The organism is Streptomyces sp. AC550_RSS872 (assembly GCF_019049285.1).
In the GTDB taxonomy this organism is placed as follows: Bacteria; Actinomycetota; Actinomycetes; order Streptomycetales; family Streptomycetaceae; genus Streptomyces.
The window spans coordinates 162,047-181,563 of record NZ_JAGMUL010000169.1; the positions used below are offsets into that span (position 1 = coordinate 162,047).

19 protein-coding genes and 2 pseudogenes are annotated in these 19,517 nt (G+C 69.6%); 13 read left to right on the top strand and 8 right to left on the bottom strand.

Annotation, left to right across the window (positions count from 1 at the left end; translation table 11 throughout):
• From KUM44_RS46330 to KUM44_RS38995, 5 genes and pseudogenes are all read right to left on the bottom strand, one after another.
• A pseudogene (locus KUM44_RS46330) lies at positions 1-276 on the bottom strand (FMN-binding protein); the annotation flags it as partial.
• 38 nt (positions 277-314) lie between these two features.
• On the bottom strand, positions 315-1,697 hold the full coding sequence (locus KUM44_RS38980; protein ID WP_217214498.1) for a ferric reductase-like transmembrane domain-containing protein: 1,383 nt from the start codon (positions 1,695-1,697) through the stop codon (positions 315-317).
• Positions 1,698-1,795: 98 nt separating this feature from the next.
• Entirely contained in the window at positions 1,796-2,497 is a 702-nt protein-coding gene (locus tag KUM44_RS38985; protein WP_217214499.1) for a L,D-transpeptidase, read from the bottom strand.
• 3 nt (positions 2,498-2,500) lie between these two features.
• Positions 2,501-3,085: a pyridoxamine 5'-phosphate oxidase family protein gene (locus KUM44_RS38990; RefSeq protein WP_217214500.1), complete on the bottom strand. Its 585-nt coding sequence runs from the start codon at positions 3,083-3,085 to the stop codon at positions 2,501-2,503.
• A 117-nt stretch (positions 3,086-3,202) separates the two neighbouring features.
• Complete coding sequence (locus KUM44_RS38995; RefSeq protein WP_217214501.1) at positions 3,203-4,129, bottom strand: hypothetical protein; 927 nt, start codon at positions 4,127-4,129, stop codon at positions 3,203-3,205.
• 300 nt (positions 4,130-4,429) lie between these two features.
• Between KUM44_RS38995 and argH the strand changes: the two genes are divergently transcribed.
• The 6 genes and pseudogenes from argH (at position 4,430) to KUM44_RS39025 (ending at position 11,331) form a co-directional block, all read left to right on the top strand.
• Positions 4,430-5,863: an argininosuccinate lyase gene (argH, locus tag KUM44_RS39000; RefSeq protein WP_217214502.1), complete on the top strand. Its 1,434-nt coding sequence runs from the start codon at positions 4,430-4,432 to the stop codon at positions 5,861-5,863.
• 160 nt (positions 5,864-6,023) lie between these two features.
• Positions 6,024-6,995 carry an aldo/keto reductase gene (locus KUM44_RS39005; RefSeq protein ID WP_217214503.1) on the top strand — a complete coding sequence of 324 codons (972 nt, stop codon included), beginning with the start codon at positions 6,024-6,026 and terminating at the stop codon, positions 6,993-6,995.
• Between the two features lie 80 nt (positions 6,996-7,075).
• On the top strand, positions 7,076-7,645 hold the full coding sequence (locus tag KUM44_RS39010) for a TetR/AcrR family transcriptional regulator (protein WP_254390731.1): 570 nt from the start codon (positions 7,076-7,078) through the stop codon (positions 7,643-7,645).
• Positions 7,642-9,168, top strand: a complete 1,527-nt coding sequence (locus KUM44_RS39015) for an MFS transporter (protein WP_217214505.1) — start codon at positions 7,642-7,644, stop codon at positions 9,166-9,168. Before KUM44_RS39010 ends, KUM44_RS39015 begins: the two co-directional genes overlap by 4 nt.
• Positions 9,169-9,390: 222 nt before the next feature.
• The gene (locus tag KUM44_RS39020; protein ID WP_217214583.1) at positions 9,391-10,329 is read left to right on the top strand and encodes a MerR family transcriptional regulator; all 939 of its coding nucleotides are present in this window, start codon (positions 9,391-9,393) and stop codon (positions 10,327-10,329) included.
• Between the two features lie 85 nt (positions 10,330-10,414).
• Positions 10,415-11,331: pseudogene (locus tag KUM44_RS39025) on the top strand (IS982 family transposase).
• Positions 11,332-11,457: 126 nt separating this feature from the next.
• On the opposite strand, the gene KUM44_RS39030 reads toward KUM44_RS39025, so the two are convergent.
• Complete coding sequence (locus KUM44_RS39030; RefSeq protein WP_030050417.1) at positions 11,458-12,132, bottom strand: 1-acyl-sn-glycerol-3-phosphate acyltransferase; 675 nt, start codon at positions 12,130-12,132, stop codon at positions 11,458-11,460.
• Positions 12,133-12,511: 379 nt separating this feature from the next.
• On the opposite strand from KUM44_RS39030, the gene KUM44_RS39035 reads away from it, so the two are divergent.
• The 3 genes from KUM44_RS39035 (at position 12,512) to KUM44_RS39045 (ending at position 14,805) form a co-directional block, all read left to right on the top strand.
• Positions 12,512-13,678 (top strand): glycerophosphodiester phosphodiesterase, encoded by a 1,167-nt coding sequence (locus tag KUM44_RS39035; protein ID WP_217214506.1) that lies wholly within the window; start codon positions 12,512-12,514, stop codon positions 13,676-13,678.
• A 74-nt stretch (positions 13,679-13,752) separates the two neighbouring features.
• Complete coding sequence (locus tag KUM44_RS39040) at positions 13,753-14,262, top strand: sigma-70 family RNA polymerase sigma factor (RefSeq protein ID WP_217214507.1); 510 nt, start codon at positions 13,753-13,755, stop codon at positions 14,260-14,262.
• Positions 14,263-14,307: 45 nt separating this feature from the next.
• Positions 14,308-14,805 carry a GNAT family N-acetyltransferase gene (locus KUM44_RS39045; protein WP_217214508.1) on the top strand — a complete coding sequence of 166 codons (498 nt, stop codon included), beginning with the start codon at positions 14,308-14,310 and terminating at the stop codon, positions 14,803-14,805.
• A gap of 69 nt (positions 14,806-14,874) precedes the next feature.
• Here the strand turns inward: KUM44_RS39045 and KUM44_RS39050 are convergent, their stop codons facing one another.
• Together KUM44_RS39050 and KUM44_RS39055 are read right to left on the bottom strand one after the other, a co-directional pair.
• On the bottom strand, positions 14,875-15,318 hold the full coding sequence (locus tag KUM44_RS39050; RefSeq protein ID WP_217214509.1) for a hypothetical protein: 444 nt from the start codon (positions 15,316-15,318) through the stop codon (positions 14,875-14,877).
• Positions 15,299-15,658 (bottom strand): hypothetical protein, encoded by a 360-nt coding sequence (locus KUM44_RS39055; RefSeq protein ID WP_048581135.1) that lies wholly within the window; start codon positions 15,656-15,658, stop codon positions 15,299-15,301. Before KUM44_RS39055 ends, KUM44_RS39050 begins: the two co-directional genes overlap by 20 nt.
• A gap of 142 nt (positions 15,659-15,800) precedes the next feature.
• Here KUM44_RS39055 and KUM44_RS39060 point away from each other — a divergent pair, with 142 nt between their 5' ends.
• The 4 genes from KUM44_RS39060 (at position 15,801) to KUM44_RS39075 (ending at position 19,453) form a co-directional block, all read left to right on the top strand.
• Positions 15,801-16,448: an HAD family hydrolase gene (locus tag KUM44_RS39060; RefSeq protein ID WP_217214510.1), complete on the top strand. Its 648-nt coding sequence runs from the start codon at positions 15,801-15,803 to the stop codon at positions 16,446-16,448.
• Between the two features lie 333 nt (positions 16,449-16,781).
• Positions 16,782-17,819, top strand: a complete 1,038-nt coding sequence (locus tag KUM44_RS39065; RefSeq protein WP_217214511.1) for a methionine ABC transporter ATP-binding protein — start codon at positions 16,782-16,784, stop codon at positions 17,817-17,819.
• Positions 17,820-17,839: 20 nt separating this feature from the next.
• Positions 17,840-18,550 carry a methionine ABC transporter permease gene (locus tag KUM44_RS39070; protein ID WP_217214584.1) on the top strand — a complete coding sequence of 237 codons (711 nt, stop codon included), beginning with the start codon at positions 17,840-17,842 and terminating at the stop codon, positions 18,548-18,550.
• A gap of 69 nt (positions 18,551-18,619) precedes the next feature.
• Entirely contained in the window at positions 18,620-19,453 is an 834-nt protein-coding gene (locus tag KUM44_RS39075) for a MetQ/NlpA family ABC transporter substrate-binding protein (RefSeq protein ID WP_217214512.1), read from the top strand.
• Positions 19,454-19,517: the final 64 nt, after the last annotated feature.

Consider the following 19,517-nt stretch of genomic DNA (forward strand, 5'->3'; position numbering starts at 1 on the left):
GGCCTGGACGGCGTCGGCCTTCGTGATCTTCCCGTTGGCCACGGTCAGCCGTACCTGCACGGCCCCGTACTGGGTCTGCGCCGCGTCACCGGTGAACGTGCCGGTGGCGGCCGCCTGGGCGCCGCCCTGGGCCGAGGCCGCCGGCGGTGCGCCGACGCCTGCCGCCTGCGCGGAACCCGGGTCGGACGCCGGTTTCAGCGACAGCAGCAGCACGATCCCGGACACGGTGGCGGCGCCGGCCAGCACGACACGCCTGATGGGATGACTCTTCCTCATCGCTCCTACAGCTCCTGAAGTCTTTTGAGTCCCGTCGCTCACATCTCGAACGACTCGTGATGGATGCGGCGGGCGGGCACACCCGCGCCGCGCAGTGCTTCGTAGACGGACTGCGCGAAGCCGGCCGGCCCGCACATGAAAACGTCGTGCTTGTCGATGTCGGGCAGCTTCTGCCGCAACCGCTCCGCCGAGATGTCGGGCCGCTCGCCGTCCGGGCTGTTCACCGCGTACATCAGACGGGCACCGCGCTCGTCGGCGATCTTGGCCAGCTCGTCCCACAGCGCCAGGTCCTGGGTGCTGTTGGCCCGGTAGAGGAGGGTGATGTCACCGGCCGCGCCGGGCAGCGTCTCGAACAGGGCCCGCATCGGTGTGATGCCGACACCGCCGGCGACCAGCAGCACCTTGCCGCGGCTGCGCCGCTGGGCGGTCATGGCGCCGTACGGCCCCTCGGCCCACACCTTGGTGCCGGGCCTCAGGTCACGCAGTCGCGACGTGTGGTCGCCGATCGCCTTGACCGTGATCCGCAGCATGTCCGGTCGGGGCGCCGCCGACAGCGAGTACGGGTGGGAACTGAACCGCATCCCCGGCGCCTTGAACCGCCACCGGAAGAACTGCCCGGCCTCCGCCCCCATCCGGTGCAGCTTGCGCCCGCCGATCAGCACCGACACGATGCCCGGCGTCTCCTCGATGACCGCCTCGACGTACATCCGGTGCCGCAGGTTGAGGCGGATCGGGGTGATGACCCGGTACCAGAGCACCAGGGCGGTCACGATGCCGTACAGCCCGTACCAGAAGGTCTTCGCGGTGGGCTCGACGGCGAACTCGTTGCCGGTGGTGATCTGGTGCCAGAACGTCAGGTACACGGCCGCGTACGTCAGCAGGTGCACGTGGTACCAGGTGTCGTACGGGATCCGGCGGCGGACGCCCCCGATCGACAGGAACGCTATGAGGAACAGCAGCCCGGTGCCGATGGCCGCCTTGCCCATGTCCGGCAGCGTGTTGACCGAGTCGACCGTCTGCTGCACTACGTCACCGAGCGTCTTGCCGGCCTGCAACGCGTACGCCCACATCGTGAGGAAGACATGCGCGATGACCAGGCAGATCGTGTAGCGCCCGCTCATCGCGTGCCAGCGCGCGACCCGGTCCGAGCCCACCCGCCGCTCCAGCGCCGGAACCCGGGCCATCTGGAGCACGACGAGCGCCATCAGATAGCCGGCGAGCAGCCCGGTGATCCGCCCCGCGGCCAGGATCTTCGCGGTGTTGTCCGCGAGGGACGGCGTGTTGTCCCACCACAGCCACAGCACCGCCGCCGCGCCCGCCCATAGGGCGATCACCAGCGGTACGGCCGGGGAGCGGCGTGGGCGGATGCGGCGCATCGTCTGGCGGCGAGCGGCACGGCCGCCTGCGAGCGTGGTGGTCACGGTTCCTCCGGGGACGGGAGCAAGGGGAGTGCGTGATGGGCGTGGTCCCTTGGCCCTGAGATACGTGCGAGGAGGTCCGTGTGTTCAGCGGTGCGCGCTCAGTACCGGGTGATGGCCGTCGGCCCTTTCGCCGTCCCGATCGCGATGTGCGGTTTGCGCCCCGGATCGGCCCATCTGAGGATCCGGCGCATCGCGTCCCGCGACACCGACACACACCCGGCCGTCGCCCCGCGCCCCTTCACATGGAGGAAGATCCCGGCTCCGCGGCCCTTCACCGGACGCTCGTAGTTGAACCCGATGACGAGCGCGTGCGCGTACAGCGCCCCGTACGAGACGAGGTGCTCGGACTCGGCGGCCCGGCAGTCACGGGCCCGCGGCTCGCTCCACCGGTTGTAGACACGGGAGTCGTTGTCCTGGCACCACCAGGAGTCCTTGCCCACCCGGCGGTACTCGTACGACGTCCCGCGCGGCGCCGCCTCGATGCCGAAGGCGTACGGCAGCCCGTACAGCCCGGTCGGCGTGGTGTTGGTGCTCTGCCTGCGCCTGGCCCCCTCGACGAGCCCCTTCGCGCCGAAGCGGGCGGACGCCGAGCCGGCCTTCACCCATGTCCCGTCGACCCGGTCCCACCAGGTCACGGTGCCGGACGTCGAGCCCGCTCCCGGTGCCACGGCGCTGATCAGCTGGGTGCCGCCCCCGGTGTCGGCCATGCGTGCGGGCAGCGGGGGCCGGGGCGTGCCGGCCGGCGCGGCGCCGACTACGAGGAGGGACGCGGACGCGAGGGCGACGACACCGGGGCGCATGGTTCAGACGCTAGACGGCGGGAGGGGCAACGGCACTCCGGGTAGGCCATCCAGGCTGGTCGCGATGTGCCTCTTGGCGAAGTACGCGCTCAGCGAGTCGTCGTCCTCGCGCGCGAACCGCCTGGCGTGCAGGTCGCGATCCTCGTCGTACGTCATGAGCGGTACCGCGTATCCGCAGGAGTCGCGAATGACATCGGCCCGCACCAGGACGATCGCGCGCAGACCGTGCAGGGACGGGTCGATGTCGGGAAAGTGCCCGAGCAACTCCTTGAACCGCGGGTCGTCACGGAAGACCGCCTCACCGCGGCCGTGCACCCGCACGATGTTGGGCGGGCCCTGGAAGGCGCACCACATCAGGGTGATCCGGCCGTTCTCCCGCAGATGCGCGACCGTCTCGGCGTTGGAGCCGGCGAAGTCGAGGTAGGCCAGGGTCACTTCGTCGAGGATCGCGAAGGAGCCCTTGAGGCCTTTGGGGGAGAGGTTGACCGTGCCGTCGGCCGACAGGGGAGCGGTCGCGGTGAAGAAGAGGGGCTGCTCCTCGATGAACGTGCGGAGTCTGCCGTCTATGCGTGCATAGGTTTTTCCCACGTCAACCGAGTATGGACCCAGGTCGTTCGTTTGTCTAAGGAATTGTGGGGTGTGTACGGAATCACCGCGGCCGCCCCGGCCGGCGTGCCAACGGGGCGGCCACGGCTGCCTGTCACGTCACTGGTTGAGCGTGCAGGGGGCGAACGCCTCCAGCCCCTCGGGCTTGGCGGCCGCGCGGCCGATGGCGGTCTCGATGCGGTTGAGTGCGGCTACGCGCTTGTCTTCCAGCGGGCCGAGGATGGCGTTCTGGACGAAGTTGGGTCCGCCCTGGCCGACGGTGTTGACGAGGCGTTGGTTGGCTTCGTCGATCTGGGTCTGGAGCTGGGCGAGGTTGCGGTCGACCTCGGCCTGTGCGGACGCGGGGATCGCGGGCAGCTGGCCGGTCACGTCCGGGCACGTGATGGTGCCGACGCCGGCGTTCCCCGCGTCGCCCGCCGCGTCACCGGCGTCCTCACCCGCACCGGCGTCGGCACCGGCGCCCCCTTCCTCACCGGCACCGGCCTCCGCGCCCGCGCCCGCCTCCGCGTCCTCACCGGCACCGGCACCGGCGCCGGCCTCCTCACCCGCACCCGCCCCGCCACCGGCGCCATCGGCGTTGAGCGTGCAGGGGGCGAACGCCTCCAGCCCCTCGGGCTTGGCGGCCGCGCGGCCGATGGCGGTCTCGATGCGGTTGAGTGCGGCTACGCGCTTGTCTTCCAGCGGGCCGAGGATGGCGTTCTGGACGAAGTTGGGTCCGCCCTGGCCGACGGTGTTGACGAGGCGTTGGTTGGCTTCGTCGATCTGGGTCTGGAGCTGGGCGAGGTTGCGGTCGACCTCGGCCTGCGCGGACGCGGGGATCGCGGGCAGCCGGCCGGTCACGTCCGGGCACGTGATGGTGCCGGGTCCGGCCAGCGTGCGGGCGTTCGTGCCGGTGCTCTTCGAAGACGATGTCGTCTCCCCGGCAAGGGCGAAGCCGGCGATCACCGTGCCGGACAGCGCCACCGCGGCGGCACCGCCGATGAACGCGACGCGGCGCTTGTTGTACTTCGGAAGAGCCCTGGACATGCGGATGCCTCACTCGGGTTCGGGGATGTCGTCTGTGCGTGATGTCTGCTGCAAACGCGGCGCCTGCGTTCGGCGAGAGGTACGGGTAAGCGGTTTCCCGCGTTCAAAGGGAGCGCGAATTTTCTGCCGCACCCCAACCCTGAGTTGACCGACCCGGCTTCCTGAATTGACGAATCATGCAGAGCTCTGCATACTCATGCAGGTGAATGTGTGGTCAAGCGCACTAGCCTGACGACCGCCTCCCCGTTCACGCCACGGGGAGGCGGTGCCACATCCAGACCCTCCCGAGGAGCGCAGCAAGTGAGCAGCAACAGCGGTGACGTCCGGCTCTGGGGCGGCCGTTTCGCCGACGGTCCCGCCGAGGCCCTGGCCAAGCTGTCCGCATCCGTCCACTTCGACTGGCGGCTGGCCCCGTACGACATCGCCGGTTCGCGTGCCCACGCGCGCGTGCTGCACAAGGCGGGGCTGCTCACGGAGGACGAGCTGACCCGGATGATCGCGGGCCTTGACCAGCTCGAAGCGGATGTCGCCGACGGCTCCTTCGTGGGCACGATCGCCGACGAGGACGTGCACACCGCCCTGGAGCGCGGCCTGCTGGAGCGCCTCGGCGCCGACCTCGGCGGCAAGCTGCGCGCGGGACGGTCGAGGAACGACCAGGTGGCCACCCTCTTCCGGATGTACCTGCGGGACCACGCCCGCGTCATCGGCGGTCTGATCGCCGACCTCCAGGACGCGCTGATCGGCCTCGCGGAGGCCCATCCGGACGTGGCGATGCCCGGCCGCACCCACCTCCAGCACGCCCAGCCGGTGCTCTTCGCCCACCATGTCCTGGCCCACGTCCAGTCCCTGTCCCGGGACGCGGAGCGGCTGCGCCAGTGGGACGAGCGCACCGCGGTCTCCCCGTACGGCTCGGGTGCCCTGGCGGGATCTTCCCTCGGCCTGGACCCGGAGGCGGTGGCGAAGGACCTCGGCTTCGAGCACGGGTCGGCCGCCAACTCGATCGACGGCACGGCCTCCCGTGACTTCGTCGCCGAGTTCGCCTTCATCACCGCGATGATCGGCGTGAACCTCTCCCGGATCGCCGAGGAGATCATCATCTGGAACACGAAGGAGTTCTCCTTCGTGACCCTGCACGACGCGTTCTCCACGGGCTCGTCGATCATGCCGCAGAAGAAGAACCCGGATATCGCGGAGCTCGCGCGCGGCAAGTCCGGCCGCCTGATCGGCAACCTGACGGGCCTGATGGCCACCCTCAAGGCGCTCCCGCTGGCGTACAACCGTGACCTCCAGGAGGACAAGGAGCCGGTCTTCGACTCCTGCGACCAGCTGGAGGTCCTGCTCCCCGCCTTCACCGGCATGATGGCCACCCTCACCGTCAACCGCGAGCGCATGGAGGAACTGGCCCCGGCCGGCTTCTCCCTCGCCACCGACATCGCCGAGTGGCTGGTCAAGCAGGGCGTCCCCTTCCGCGTCGCCCACGAGGTCGCCGGCGAGTGCGTCAAGGTCGCCGAGGCCGAGGGCAAGGAACTGGACGACCTGACGGACGAACAGTTCGCGAAGATCTCGGCCCACTTGACCCCGCAGGTGCGGTCGGTCCTCAACGTCCCGGGCGCGCTGGCCTCCCGCAACGGCCGGGGCGGCACGGCACCGAGCGCGGTGGCGGTGCAACTGGCCGAGGTGAAGGCAGACGTGGCGGCCCAGCACGAGTGGGCGGCGGCCAAGAAGACTCGGTAGGGGCAGCGCCCTTCAGGGGCGCGGGGAACTGCGCGATCAGCCACAACGATCCCGCACTCGCCAAGGCACCGCACAAACCGAGCTCGTAGGCGGAACGTAAGGTCATCGCGGGATACGTTGGTCCGAAGCTGTACCGGAGCCGACCGAAACGGAGCCCGCGATGCCCTTCGCCCGACTGGCAACAGCAACGACCCCGACCTGCCACATCGGACTCGGCCTCGCCGCCGTCGGCCGCCCGGGCTACATCAACTTGGGCCGAGAGCAGGACCTCGGGGAGAACCGCAGCGTCGAAACGCTGCGCACCCGCACCCACGAACTCCTCGACGCCGCCTACGCCCAAGGCGTCCGCTACTTCGACGCCGCCCGCTCCTACGGCCGCTCGGAGGAGTTCCTCGCCGACTGGCTCAACGCCCGCCCCGCGTTCGACGACATCGTCGTGGGCAGCAAGTGGGGCTACACCTACACCGCCGACTGGACCACCGACGCCGAGAAGCACGAGGTCAAGGACCACAGCCTCCAGACCTACGAGCGTCAGCGCGCCGAGTCCGACGCCCTGCTCGGCGACCGTCTCGACCTCTACCAGATCCACTCGGTGACCCCGGACAGCCCCGCCCTCACCGACAAGGACCTCCACGTCAGGCTCGCCGAGGCCGCCGCCCAGGGCCTCACCATCGGTTTCTCCACCAGCGGCCCGGCCCAAGCGGCAGCGATCCGCGCCGCCCTCGCCGTGACGGTCGACGGTGAGCCGCTCTTCCGGACCGTCCAGTCGACGTACAACGCCCTGGAGACCTCGGCCGGCCCCGCCCTCGCCGAGGCCCACGACGCCGGGCTCACGGTGATCGTCAAGGAGGGCATGGCCAACGGGCGGCTCGCGCACTCGTACGCGCCGGACGCGCTGAAGGCCGTGGCGGAGGAGACGGAACTCGGCTGCGACGCCGTCGCCCTCGCGCTGATCCTCCGACAGCCGTGGGCCGGTGTGGTGCTCTCCGGCGCAGCGACGACCGTACAGCTCGCGTCCAACCTGCACGCGGCCGTGGTCGACCTCGACGAGGAGCAGCTGGAGCGGCTCGCGGCGCTGGTCGAGGAGCCGGGCGCGTACTGGGAGCGGCGCGGGCAGCTGCCCTGGCACTGACAGGCCACGGTCCCGGGCATGTGTGAGTCACACATGCCCAGGGTGAGACATCAATGTCTCACATGCGCTACTCTCGTCTCATGGCCGTCGACCGTGACCACGTACTGCGCACCGCCGCAGCCCTGCTGACCCGCAAATCCACCGCGACCATGGACGAGGTCGCCAAGGCCGCCGGGATCAGCCGCGCCACCCTGCACCGGCAGTTCGCCGGGCGTGACGCGCTCGTGCGGGCGCTGGAGTCGCTCGGCATCGCGGAGTGCGAGGCCGCACTGGACGCCGCCCGCCTGGACGAGGGACCGGCGCGGGACGCCGTGCACCGGCTGGTCCGCGAGATCGAGCCGGCGGCCGGGCTGCTCGCCTTCCTCTACACGGAGAACCAGCTGTTCGAGGGCGAGCAGCAGAACGCGGGCTGGGCCCGCATCGACGACCGGGTCGCCGCGCTGTTCCGGCGCGGTCAGCGAAGCGGCGAGTTCCGCATCGACCTCAGCCCGGTCTGGCTCACCGAGGCGCTCTACGGCCTGCTGGGCTCCGCGGCCTGGGCGGTCGCGGAGGGCAGGGTCGCCCGCAACGACTTCACCCACATGATCGTCGAGCTGCTGCTCGGCGGCGCACTACGGCACCACACCACCGGACAGAGAGAGGAATCATGACCAGCACCTTGCAGCCGGCGACGACGACCGAGGCGGTGACCAAGCGTCCCGGCCGTTGGCTCGCGCTGTCCGTCCTCGTACTCGCCGTGCTGCTGGTGGCCGTCGACGCGACCGTCCTCGGTCTCGCGACCCCCTACATCAGCGAGGACCTGGCGCCCTCCGGCACCCAGCTCCTCTGGATCGGCGACGTCTACTCCTTCGTGATCGCCGGTCTGCTCGTCTCGATGGGCAGCCTCGGCGACCGCATCGGCCGTAAGCGGATCCTGCTCGTCGGCGCCACGGCGTTCGGCGCGATATCCGTCCTCAACGCCTACGCGACGACTCCGGAGCTGATGATCGTCGCCCGGGCGCTGCTCGGTGTCGCGGGCGCGACCCTGATGCCGGCGACCCTCGCCCTGATCCGCAACCTCTTCCACGACCCGCGCGAACGCAGCCTCGCCATCGGCATCTGGGGCGCGACGGCCTCCGCCGGTACCGCCGTCGGCCCGATCGCCGGTGGCTTCCTGCTCGAACACTTCTGGTGGGGCTCGGTCTTTCTGATCAACCTTCCCGTGATGGTCGTCCTGGTCCTGGTCGGCATCAAGCTGCTGCCCGAGTCACGCAACCCGAGCCCCGGCCCCTGGGACATGATCAGCGTCACCCTGTCGCTCGTCGGCATGATCGGTGTCGTGTACGCCGTCAAGGAAGCGGCCGCTCACGGCTTCACCTGGGCCACGCTCGCCGCCGGTCTGGCCGGCGCGACCGCGCTCTACGGCTTCGTGCGCCGCCAGCTCTCGCTGCCCTCCCCGCTGCTGGACATGCGGCTGTTCCGGCACCGCGGCTTCAGCGGTGCGGTGCTGGCCGACCTGCTGACCATCCTCGGCCTGTCCGGTCTGGTCTTCTTCCTCTCCCAGTTCCTGCAACTCGTGCAGGGCAGGGGGCCCTTGGAAGCGGGTCTGGCAGAACTGCCGGCCGCGATCGGCGCGGTGGCGGCCGGTCTCATCGCCGGTCGTGTGGCCCGCCGCTACTCGGTACGAGCCGTCGTCTCCGGCGGTCTCGCGGCGATCGGCCTCGCCCTCGCCGCGCTCACGGTCATCGACCGGACGACGGGTTACCCCCTGCTCGGCGCCGCCTTGCTGGTGGTCGGCGTCGGCGCCGGCTTCTCCTTCACGGTCACGTCCGACGTGATCCTCTCCTCCGTTCCGAAGGAGCAGGCGGGCGCGGCGTCCGCGGTGTCGGAGACGGCGTACGAGCTGGGCGCGGCGCTCGGTATTGCGGTGCTCGGCTCGATCGTGACCGGCGTCTACCGGGACTTCACCGGCCCGGCGGGCACTCCGGCCGAGGCCCACGAGTCACTCGGCGGCGCGGTGGAGGCGGCGGCGGACCTGCCCGCCCACACGTCCGAGGCGTTGTTGGAAGCGGCGCGCCAGTCCTTCGTGGACGGCTTGGCGCTGGCGGCGGGGGCTGGCGCGGCGGTCCTGCTCACTGCGGCAGCGGCAGCGTGGTTCCTCCTCCGCGGCCAACGGCTGGACAGTGCCCGCTAGATGATTGAGTCCAAGGGCTCGTAGCCGTAGGCCGCCAGCGAGCGGTGTCGCATGTCGCTGCCATCGCTCGCCCAGCACGTGCAAGGCGTGCCCGTTTCATCCGGGCGGTCAGCGGAGAGCGCGCAACGCATGATCCAGCAACTCGGAGGAACGTCTCGTGGTCGGGCCCTGCTTGGGAATGGCCTTGAGTCTCCAGTGACTGGAGACAGCAGAGTGGGGGACATGGACGTTACGACTCTCTACTCGATCGGGGAGCTTTCCCGGCGGACCGGCTTGTCTGTGAGGACCATCCGGTTCTACTCCGATTCGGGGGTGGTAGCGCCGACCACCCGTAGCCCCGCCGGTTACCGGCTCTACGACCTCGACGCACTGCTTCGTCTGGAACTCCTCCGCACACTGCGCGAGCTGGGCATGGACCTGGCCACTATTCAACGGGTACTGGACCGCGAGCTCTCGGTGGCGGAAGTCGCCGCTGCGCACGCCGACGCCATGGACGTCCAGATCCGGGTGCTGCAACTGCGTCGGAGCGTTCTGCGAGTCGTGGCCAGACGCGGGTCCAGTCCTGAGGAGACCACACTCATGCACAGGCTCACACAGTTGTCCGGCGAGGAACGCCGACGTTTGATCGACGATTTCATGGAGGGCACCTTCGGCACAGTGGATGCCGACCCGACCGCGGTGGCCATGGTTCGCGCTGCCACTCCCGACCTCCCCGATGATCCGACCTGCGAGCAGGTCGCCGCGTGGGTGGAGCTCGCCGAGCTGGCCGGCGACGAGGATTTCCGTGCCCGGATGCGCCGGACGGCCGTACGTCAGGCCGCCGGGCGCCCGCTCGACATCGAATGCGATGCCGGCGAGGAACTGATGGAATTCACCCGTCAGAAGGTGGCCGAGGCCATGGAGTCGGGCATCGACCCGCTCAGCGACAGGGGCGCACCCGTCATCGACGACCTCGTGCACCGCTTCGCCGAGGTGCTCGCGCGCACCCCTGACACGGAATTCCGGGACTGGATGGCCCAGCAGTTCGAAGAGGCGCACGATCCCCGGGTAGACCGATACTGGCGGCTGGTGTGGATCGTCAACGGCTGGCAGGTAGTACCGAACCTGATCCCGGTGTACCCCTGGCTCATCCAGGCCCTGCGAAATGACCGTGCCGCATAGTCACCGCTGTGGGCACGCCCCGGATCCCTGAATGAGTCCAGGGGATCGCCTGCGGACATGAGACAAGGGCGTCCAACGTCGATGTGTGACTAACGACCTGGACACCCTCGCAACGGCACTCTATGCCCGGATTGACGACGAGTTGAAGGCTTCGCCGTGGCTGGCGCCGTGGCGGCCTGCCGTCGGAACCACGCCCACGCTCAGTGACGCCGAGCTGATCACGCTCGCGGTCATGTCGGCGCTGCTCGGATACACCTCTGAGCGGCGCTGGCTTCGCCGCGTCGGGCGGGACTTCGGCCACCTGTTTCCCTACGTGCCCCAGCAGTCCGGCTACATCAAGCGGCTGCGCGCCGCGTTCTCACTGCTCACGAGCATGATCCGGATCGTGGCCCGCGATACCTCACTGTGGAGCGACGATGTGTGGCTGGTCGACTCCACACCGGTCGGTTGCGGTTGCTCCCGTGAGACGGCCCAACGCCTCGGACCTGGCAGGCTGGGCACAGTACGGCTACTGCGCATCACACTCGCGATACTTCTGGGGGCTGCGTCTGCACCTGGTGTGCACACTCGGCGGACTGCCGGTCCTGTTCGCACTCACCGGGGGCCAAGGCGGACGAGCGCGAAACGCTGCGCGACATGCTCGATACCGCGCCAGACGTCCTCGCCGTTCACCCCGGGCAGACGATCATCGGGGACAAGAACTACTTCGGCCGCGAGTTCGAGTACGGCCTTGCCGAGCGTCACCTGAAGTTGCTGCGGCCAGCCCGCAAGGGGGAAGCCGAGCGGGCCGGGGCGCACCTGTTCAAACCGCTGCGGCAGGTCATCGAGTCGATCAATCAGACCTTCAAAGGGCAGCTCGACCTGGAACGACACGGCGGCAAGAGCGCGGCAGGGGTGTCAGCCCGGGTCTTGTGCCGGATCCTCGCACTCACAGCGGCGATCTGGCACAACGACCAAACTGGACAGCCCATCAAGCGATCACTCACGGCCTATGATCACTGACCGCAACAACACCCCTTGGACTCATTCATCCAGGGGCGCGGGGCCGTATCGATATGCGGCTCCGCCGCGCGGGCGCGACAAGCCACGTACTACCCGCAGCCGCCGTACGAGAGAACCGAAATGGCGCTACGCGGCATCTTTCGCCTTGGTGGCGTACATGTCCACGTACTCCTGGCCGGACAGCCGCATGACCTCCGCCATCACCGAGTCGGTCACGGCCCGCAGGACATAACGGTCGCGGTCCATCCCCTCGTACCGCGAGAACTCCATCGCCTCACCGAACCGCACCGTCACCTTGCTCGGGCGGGGCATCCCCGCCCCGCCCGGCTGGATCTTGTCCGTGCCGATCATGGCGAACGGGACGACCGGCGCGCCGGTCATCAGCGTCAGCCGGGCGATACCGGTGCGCCCGCGGTACAGCCGCCCGTCGGGAGACCGCGTGCCCTCGGGGTAGATGCCGAAGACCTTGCCCTCCTCCAGGATGCGGCGGCCGGTCATCAGCGCCGCGACCCCGCCCCGGCCGCCGTCCCGGTCGACCGGGATCATGCCGGTGCCGGTGAAGAACCAGGCCATCAGGCGGCCCTTGAGGCCCTTGCCGGTGACGTACTCGTCCTTGCCGATGAAGAAGACCTGACGGTCGCAGACCAGCGGCAGGATCATCGAGTCGATGAAGGTGAGGTGGTTGCCGGCCAGGATGACCGGACCGTCGCCCGGGATGTGCTCCGCGCCCTCCACCTGAGGGCGGAACATCAGGCGCATGATCGGTCCGAGCACTGCCTTGATGAGCGCGAAGCGGGACAACGGGCCCTCCGGGGTCAAGGGGATGGCGAGGGATCTGTATAAGTCTGTGCAGGTGAGGACGATACTCGCGGTTCCCGGGGTCCCGCACATCGGTGGGCCGACTTCACCGAGGTCTTACGCACTGTTGACACAGGTTTACCTGCGGTGACGCGGCGTGGACGGGTCGTAACGCACCCGCCACGATGTGACGGACATCGCCCCAAGAGCCTAGAGCGGGTTCCCCGCAACCCCCGGACCCATTCCCGACGGAACGTCACCTCACCTTTCCCGTACGACATTCAGCGTCACCCGCGAGTTCCGCCGGAGGTCTCCCATCTGTCACACAGGCGCACCTACGATCGGCGCGCACTGAATGAGCGGACGGTCAGGGAGGGTCCACATGGGAACCCAGGAGAACGAGCAGACGGGCGTCACCGGACGGCGGATGCTGCTCGGCGCGGCGGTGCTCGGCGCGGGCGGAGCGGTCTTCGGGCTCTCCGGCACGGCGGGGGCGGCGGAGACCCGGCACGGAGGCGGTGGTGGCGTGAAGAGCCTGCCCAAGCCGACGATCATCGGCCACCGCGGCGCCAGCGGCTACCGGCCCGAGCACACCCTCGGCTCCTACCAGCTGGCCCTCGACCTGGGCGCCGACGTCGTCGAGGCGGGCGACCTGGTGCCGACCAAGGACGGCCATCTCGTCTGCCGCCATGAGCCGGAGATCGGCGGCACGACCGATGTCGCCGACCATCCCGAGTTCGCCGACCGCAAGAGGACGAAGCTCCTCGACGGCGTCTCCACCACCGGCTGGTTCACGGAGGACTTCACGCTCGCCGAGCTGAAGACCCTGCGCGCCATCGAGCGCATCCCGGCCAACCGCCCGCACAACACCCTCTACGACGGCCGCTGGGAGATCCCCACCTTCGAAGAGGTGCTGCGCTGGCAGGACGAGCAGACCCGGGGGCGTGGCAAGCAGGTCTGGATCTACCCCGAGCTCAAGCACCCCACCTACTTCCGCAAGCAGGGCCTGGCCCTGGAGGAGCGGGTCGCCAAGGTGCTGCACAAGCACGGCAAGGACCGGCGGAACTCCCCGGTCATCCTCCAGTCCTTCGAGCCGACCAGCATCCAGCGCCTGAACAAGCTCGTCGACAACCCGCTCGTGGTCCTGCTCTCCGGCGTGACCAGCCGCCCCTGGGACTTCGTCGAGACGGGTGACCCGCGCACGGTCGCCGACCTGATCAAGCCGGCCGGCCTCAGGGAGATCGCCTCCTACGCCCAGGGCATCGGCCCCACCCTGGACCTGGTCATCCCGAAGGACGCGAACGGCAACCTCACCACGCCCACGACGCTGGTGAACGACGCGCACAAGGTCGGCCTGATCCTGCACCCCTGGACGATGCGCAACGAGAACCCCTTCCTCCCCGCGAACTTCCGCAAGGGCACCGACGCGGACGCCTACGGCGACGTCTTCGGCGCTTACAGGACGTACTTCGCGACCGGCATCGACGGCGTCTTCACCGACAACCCCGACACGGGCGTGCTGGCCCGCGAGGACTTCGTCAACAGCTGAGCACCGCGCCCCGGTTGGGGTGACTGACGGCCGCCCGGGCAACCCTCTGCCCGGGCGGCCGCGTCGTGCCGCATATGACCCACGACCTGGTGTCCGCCCTGCGCCCCCTGCTCCTCGCGGAGGCCTCCGCCGAGGCCCACGCCTGCGGAACCGAGCCGGCCGACCTGGAACAGGCGGTCTGGCTCCGCCTCCTGGAACGCCTCGACACCGACGGCCCGCCCCCGGACCCACCGGGCTGGCTGCGCCGGGCCGTCCGCTCCGAGGCCCGCCGAAGCCGCCGTACGACACGACGGGAACGGCCCTACGAGCACGAGCCCGCGGCCGACACCGACGGGCACGATCCCGAACACCTCGCCCTCATGGCCGCCCGCCGCCGCGCCCTGCGGGAGGCGGTCCGCCGACTCCCCGGCCGCTGCCCCCGGCTCGTCGAGGCCCTCCTCTCCCCGAGGGACCCGACATACCGGGAAATCGCGGGGGAGTTGGGTATCTCACAGGGCAGTCTCGGCCCGGAACGTTCCAGATGCCTGGGATGTCTGCGCCGATTGCTCACACCGGAGGTTGCGGCCCGCGAAGCGCGGGGATAGGAGTGGGGGACGACAGGCGATCAGGTGAGCGGGAGGCGTGCGCACATGGGCATGAGCGTGACCATCTCTGCGGCGACCGAGCAGGACGCGGAGCAGATCTTCAGGTTGCAGTACCTGTGCTTCCAGAGCGAAGCGGCGCTGTACGGCAACTACCGCATCGGCCCCCTCGTCCAGACCCTGGACTCGGTCCGCGCGGAGGTCGCCGCGGACTGCGTCTTCGTGGCGCGGCTCGGCGAGGAGGTCGTCGGCTCGGTCCGCGGCAGCGTCACCGAGGAGGGTGCGGCCGCCATCGGCAAGCTCTGCGTCCACCCCCGCCTCCAGGGCCACGGCATCGGCGCGAGGCTGCTGCGCGCGGCGGAAGCGGCCCTGGCCGAACAGCGCGGCGCCAAGAGGTTCCGCCTGGAGACCGGCCACCGCAGCGAGGGCAACCTCCGCCTCTACCGCAAGGTGGGCTACGAGACGGTGGGCACGTCCAAGGGCGCCGACGGCGTCCCGATGGTCGTCCTGGAGAAGGTAGCCGGGGTGTACGCGACAACGGCGTGACTGCAACCCCCCAAGGGGCGCGGGGAACTGCGCGAGTAACCACGGACAAGCCGCGGCCGCCTGACAACCTCAGGCGGCATCCCCCTGAGGCGCACGCCTGCGCAGCCAGTACAACGCGGACAGCGGCAAGAGCACCGGAATGAACACGTACCCCATGCCGAAGTCGGACCACACGGTGGCGTCGGGGAACGCCGACGGCTCGACCATGGTCCACGTACCCACGATCAGCACACCCGCCAACTCGGCCGCGCAGCAGACCCGCGCGGCCTTACGGGCCGTCTCCCCGCCCCGCACCAGCGTGTACGTGATGAACCCGTACACGAGCCCCGCCACCGCCGACAAGGAATAGGCCAGCGGCGCCCGGTCGAACTCCGTCGCGATCTGGTAGGCCGACCGCGACACGGCCCCGACCACCATCACGCCGTACAGCCACACCAGCAGGATCCCGGGCCCGCTGATCAGCCGCGTCGGCCTGTCCTCGCGCACGGTCACCTCAGCCTCCCCAGATGTCATAGAGCCGCACCTCGAGCACGGCCAGCACGACACCGCCGGCGGCGACCGTCACCGAACCCCACTTTGAGCGCTCGGCCAGCGACATGAAGCCCGCGGCCGGAACACAGGCGAACGACCCCAGCAGATACGCCACGAAGATCGTCGTGCCCTGCTCCGGCTTCTCGCCCCGCGCCAGCAGCACGATCCCGACCACCAGCTGCACCAGGGCCAGTACCGTCACCACGGCCATCCCGATGAAGTGCCAGTCCTTGGTCGGCTGGTCACGGTACGCCGCCCAGCCGCACCACGCGGCGAGCAACAGCGCGGCGACCCCGGTCACCAGCGTCAGGGCATCAAACATGCGGCGAGCCTATTACGGCCCAAAAGGCCTGATGCGCCCGCCCCCGGCGGTCAGGCGGACGGCTCGGCGGCGACGATCCCGGCCGTGGTCGGCGCCCGGGGCCGTGTCCGGCAGGCTCCGGCCGACCCGTAGGGTCCAGACCATGACGATCCACGCTCGCGCCCTCCTGTTCGACAACGACGGCACCCTCGTCTCCTCCCTCGACTCCGTCGACCGCTGCTGGGCACGCTGGGCCGAGGAGTACGGCGTCACCGAGGAGTTCGGCGGGGTCGAGCTGCACGGACGTCCGGCCGTAGAGATAGTCGCCGAGCTGCTGCCCGCCGACGTCGTGCCGGAGGCCCTCGCCCGGATCGAGACGCTGGAGGTCGAGGACGTGCCGAACGGCGGCGTGCACCTGCTGCCCGGTACCAAGGACTTCCTCGACTCGCTGCCCGCCGACCGCTGGGCCGTCGTCACCTCCGCGACCCGGCGGCTCGCCGAGGCCCGGCTCGACGCCGTCGGCATCCGGCCCAAGACGATGATCGCCGCCGACGACATCACGCGCGGCAAGCCCGACCCCGAGCCGTACCTCCTCGCCGCCCGGCAGCTCGGCGTCGACCCGGCGCACTGCGTCGTCTTCGAGGACGCCCCCGCCGGTCTCCAGGCCGGTCGCGCCGCCGGGATGACCACCGTGGCCTTCACCACAACCCACCAGGCCCATGAGCTCGACGCCGACCACGTGGTGCAGGACCTGTCGGCCCTGTCCGCCCTGGTCACCGACGCCGGTATCGAGATCTCCGTACGAGGCTGAGAGCTGTCCGCCGCTGTCCGGTATGTGGACAGTGGCGGTCGGTAAGGACCGTAGGTCTGGTTTACTGATCGCATGACCACGACGAGCTGCCGCACCCTTGCGACCGAGGCGACCCTGACGCCCGGTGCTCGTTGTATGTGTCGAATGTGCGCCTTCTAGAGGGCCCCCGCACCACTCCTGAGCCTCGCGCCCCGAAGCGAGCTGCCTGGCATGTCCGTGCGCCGTACGCCCTGAGCCGTACGCCCCGCACGTGACCACATTGCCCCGCGCACATCTTCCCTCCCGTACCAGGGCACCCCCACGCCCGCGTACTCGACAGTGACGGAATCCCCAGTGATCACCACCACGGGCCTGACCAAGGTCTACCGCTCACGCGGCCGTGAGGTCACCGCCCTCGACGGCGTCGACCTGCACGTCCGCGAAGGCGAGGTCTACGGCGTCATCGGCCAGTCCGGCGCCGGCAAGTCCTCCCTCATCCGCTGCGTCAACCTGCTGGAGCGCCCCACCGCCGGCACCGTGACCGTCGCCGGACAGGACCTCACGGCCCTAGCGGGACGAGGCCCCCGGGCCGGCCGGGAACTACGGCGGGCGCGCAGCCGTATCGGCATGGTCTTCCAGCACTTCAACCTGCTGTCCTCGCGGACCGTCCAGGACAACGTCGAGCTGCCGCTGGAGATCCTCGGCAAGTCCGGCAAGGAGCGGTCGCGCAGGGCGCTCGAGCTCCTCGACCTCGTCGGCCTCGCCGACAAGGCCAAGGCCTACCCCGCGCAGCTCTCCGGCGGTCAGAAGCAGCGCGTCGGCATCGCCCGCGCCCTGGCCGGCGACCCCAAGGTGCTGCTCTCCGACGAGGCCACCAGCGCCCTCGACCCGGAGACCACACGCTCCATCCTCCAGCTGCTGCGCGACCTGAACCGGCAGCTGGGCCTGACCGTCCTGCTCATCACCCACGAGATGGACGTCGTGAAGTCGATCTGCGACTCCGCCGCGCTCATGGAGAACGGCCGCGTCGTCGAGTCCGGCACGGTCAGTGAACTCCTCGCGACCCCTGGTTCAGAGCTGGCCTCCGCGCTCTTCCCGGTCGGCGGCGAGGCCTCGGCCGACGACCGCACCGTCGTCGACGTGACCTTCCAGGGCGAGGCGGCCACCCAGCCGGTCATCTCCCAGCTCTCGCGCACCTACAACATCGACATCTCGATCCTCGGCGCCGCCATCGACACCGTCGGCGGCCTCCAGGTCGGCCGGATGCGCATCGAACTGCCCGGCCGCTACGAGGACAACGTCGTGCCGATCGGCTTCCTGCGCGAACAGGGCCTGCAAATCGACGTACTGGGCCAGGAGCCCGTTCTGCTGACGGAAGGTGCCCAGCTGTGACCCGGACTGACTGGTCTGCGATGCAGCCCCTGCTGGAGCAGGCGTGTTGGGACACCCTCTACATGGTCGGCTGGTCCACCCTCATCGCCGTGGCCGGCGGCCTCCCGCTCGGCATCCTGATCGTCCTCACCGACCGCGGCGGGCTCCTCCAGAACGTCCTTGCCAACAAGGTCATCGGGCAGATCGTGAACGTCGCCCGGTCGATGCCGTTCATCATCCTGATGGTCGCGCTGATGAGCTTCACGCGCTGGGTCACCGGCACGACCATCGGCCGCGAGGCCGCGATCGTGCCGCTCGCGATCGGCGCGATCCCGTTCTTCGCCCGCCTTGTCGAGACGGCTGTCCGCGAAGTGGACGGCGGGCTCGTGGAGGCCGTGCAGTCGATGGGCGGCAACACCTGGACCGTCGTCCGCAAGGTCCTCGTGCCCGAGTCCCTGCCGTCCCTCATCGCCAGCACCACGACCACGATCGTCGCCCTCATCGGCTACTCCGCCATGGCCGGCACCGTCGGCGCGGGCGGCCTCGGCGACATCGCCATCCGCTACGGCTACCAGCGCTTCGAGACCGAGCTGATGTGGCTGACCGTCGCGATCCTCGCCGCCGTGATCTCCCTCATCCAGTTCGCCGGCGACTACGCGGCCCGCTCCCTGCACCGCCGGGGCGGCCGCTCGGGCCCCGGCCCGAAGCTGCGACTGCTGAAGGCGTCCACGGCGACGACCAAGACCGTCTAGGCCCGGCTCCCCCACATCTCCCCGTAACACCATCACGGGGTCGCACCACCATAAGGAAAGGCACTTTTCGTGCGTAACACCGCCAAGTTCACCACTGCCGTCCTCGCCGCCGGAGCCCTCACCCTCGGGCTCACCGCCTGCGGCGCGGACAAGGACTCCGCCTCCGACGCGAGCGCCCCGCTGAAGGTCGCCGCCACGCCCACCCCGCAGGGCGAGATCCTCACGTACATCAAGGACAAGCTCGCGAAGAAGGCCGGCCTCGAGCTCGAGGTCAGGGAGTTCACCGACTACGTGCCGCTGAACCCGGCCGTCCAGCAGGGTGAGGTCGACGCCAACTACTTCCAGCACCAGCCGTACCTGGACGACTTCAACAAGAAGAACGGCACCGACATCGTCGCCGTGCCGAACGCCACGGTGCACCTGGAGCCGCTCGGCGTGTACTCCCAGGGCGTCAAGAAGCTGACGGACCTGAAGAAGGGCGCCACGGTCGCCGTCCCGAACGACACCACCAACGAGGCCCGCGCGCTGAAGCTGCTCGAGGCAGGCGGCGTGATCAAGCTGAAGGCGGGCGTCGGCTACGAGGCGACTCCCAAGGACATCGCGTCCAACCCCAGGAACCTCCAGTTCAAGGAGCTCGAGGCGGCCCAGCTGCCGCGCTCCCTCGGGGACGTCGACGCCGCCGTCATCAACGGCAACTACGCCCTGGAGGCCGACCTCAGCCCGGCGAAGGACGCCATCGCCGCCGAGTCGCCCAAGGACAACCCGTACGGCAACTTCCTCGCCGTGAAGAAGGGCAACGAGGACGACCCGCGGGTGCAGAAGCTGGCGAAGCTGCTCACCTCGCCCGAGGTGAAGAAGTTCATCGAGGACAAGTACGACGGCGCCGTCATCGCGGCGTTCTGAGCGGTCGACCTCCATCTGACGGTGCGTTTACCGCGTATCGCCACGCACGGGGTCCACACCTTCA

Coding starts and splice junctions, on each gene's coding strand:
- KUM44_RS39035 (WP_217214506.1), top strand. CDS start 12,512: ATGGGAACCCAGGAGAACGAGCAGACGGGCGTCACCGGACGGCGGATG.
- KUM44_RS39045 (WP_217214508.1), top strand. CDS start 14,308: ATGGGCATGAGCGTGACCATCTCTGCGGCGACCGAGCAGGACGCGGAG.
- KUM44_RS39050 (WP_217214509.1), bottom strand. CDS start 15,318: ATGACATCTGGGGAGGCTGAGGTGACCGTGCGCGAGGACAGGCCGACG.
- KUM44_RS39010 (WP_254390731.1), top strand. CDS start 7,076: ATGGCCGTCGACCGTGACCACGTACTGCGCACCGCCGCAGCCCTGCTG.
- KUM44_RS39070 (WP_217214584.1), top strand. CDS start 17,840: ATGCAGCCCCTGCTGGAGCAGGCGTGTTGGGACACCCTCTACATGGTC.
- KUM44_RS39015 (WP_217214505.1), top strand. CDS start 7,642: ATGACCAGCACCTTGCAGCCGGCGACGACGACCGAGGCGGTGACCAAG.
- KUM44_RS39020 (WP_217214583.1), top strand. CDS start 9,391: ATGGACGTTACGACTCTCTACTCGATCGGGGAGCTTTCCCGGCGGACC.
- KUM44_RS39040 (WP_217214507.1), top strand. CDS start 13,753: ATGACCCACGACCTGGTGTCCGCCCTGCGCCCCCTGCTCCTCGCGGAG.
- KUM44_RS39060 (WP_217214510.1), top strand. CDS start 15,801: ATGACGATCCACGCTCGCGCCCTCCTGTTCGACAACGACGGCACCCTC.
- KUM44_RS38995 (WP_217214501.1), bottom strand. CDS start 4,129: ATGTCCAGGGCTCTTCCGAAGTACAACAAGCGCCGCGTCGCGTTCATC.
- KUM44_RS38985 (WP_217214499.1), bottom strand. CDS start 2,497: ATGCGCCCCGGTGTCGTCGCCCTCGCGTCCGCGTCCCTCCTCGTAGTC.
- KUM44_RS39005 (WP_217214503.1), top strand. CDS start 6,024: ATGCCCTTCGCCCGACTGGCAACAGCAACGACCCCGACCTGCCACATC.
- KUM44_RS39055 (WP_048581135.1), bottom strand. CDS start 15,658: ATGTTTGATGCCCTGACGCTGGTGACCGGGGTCGCCGCGCTGTTGCTC.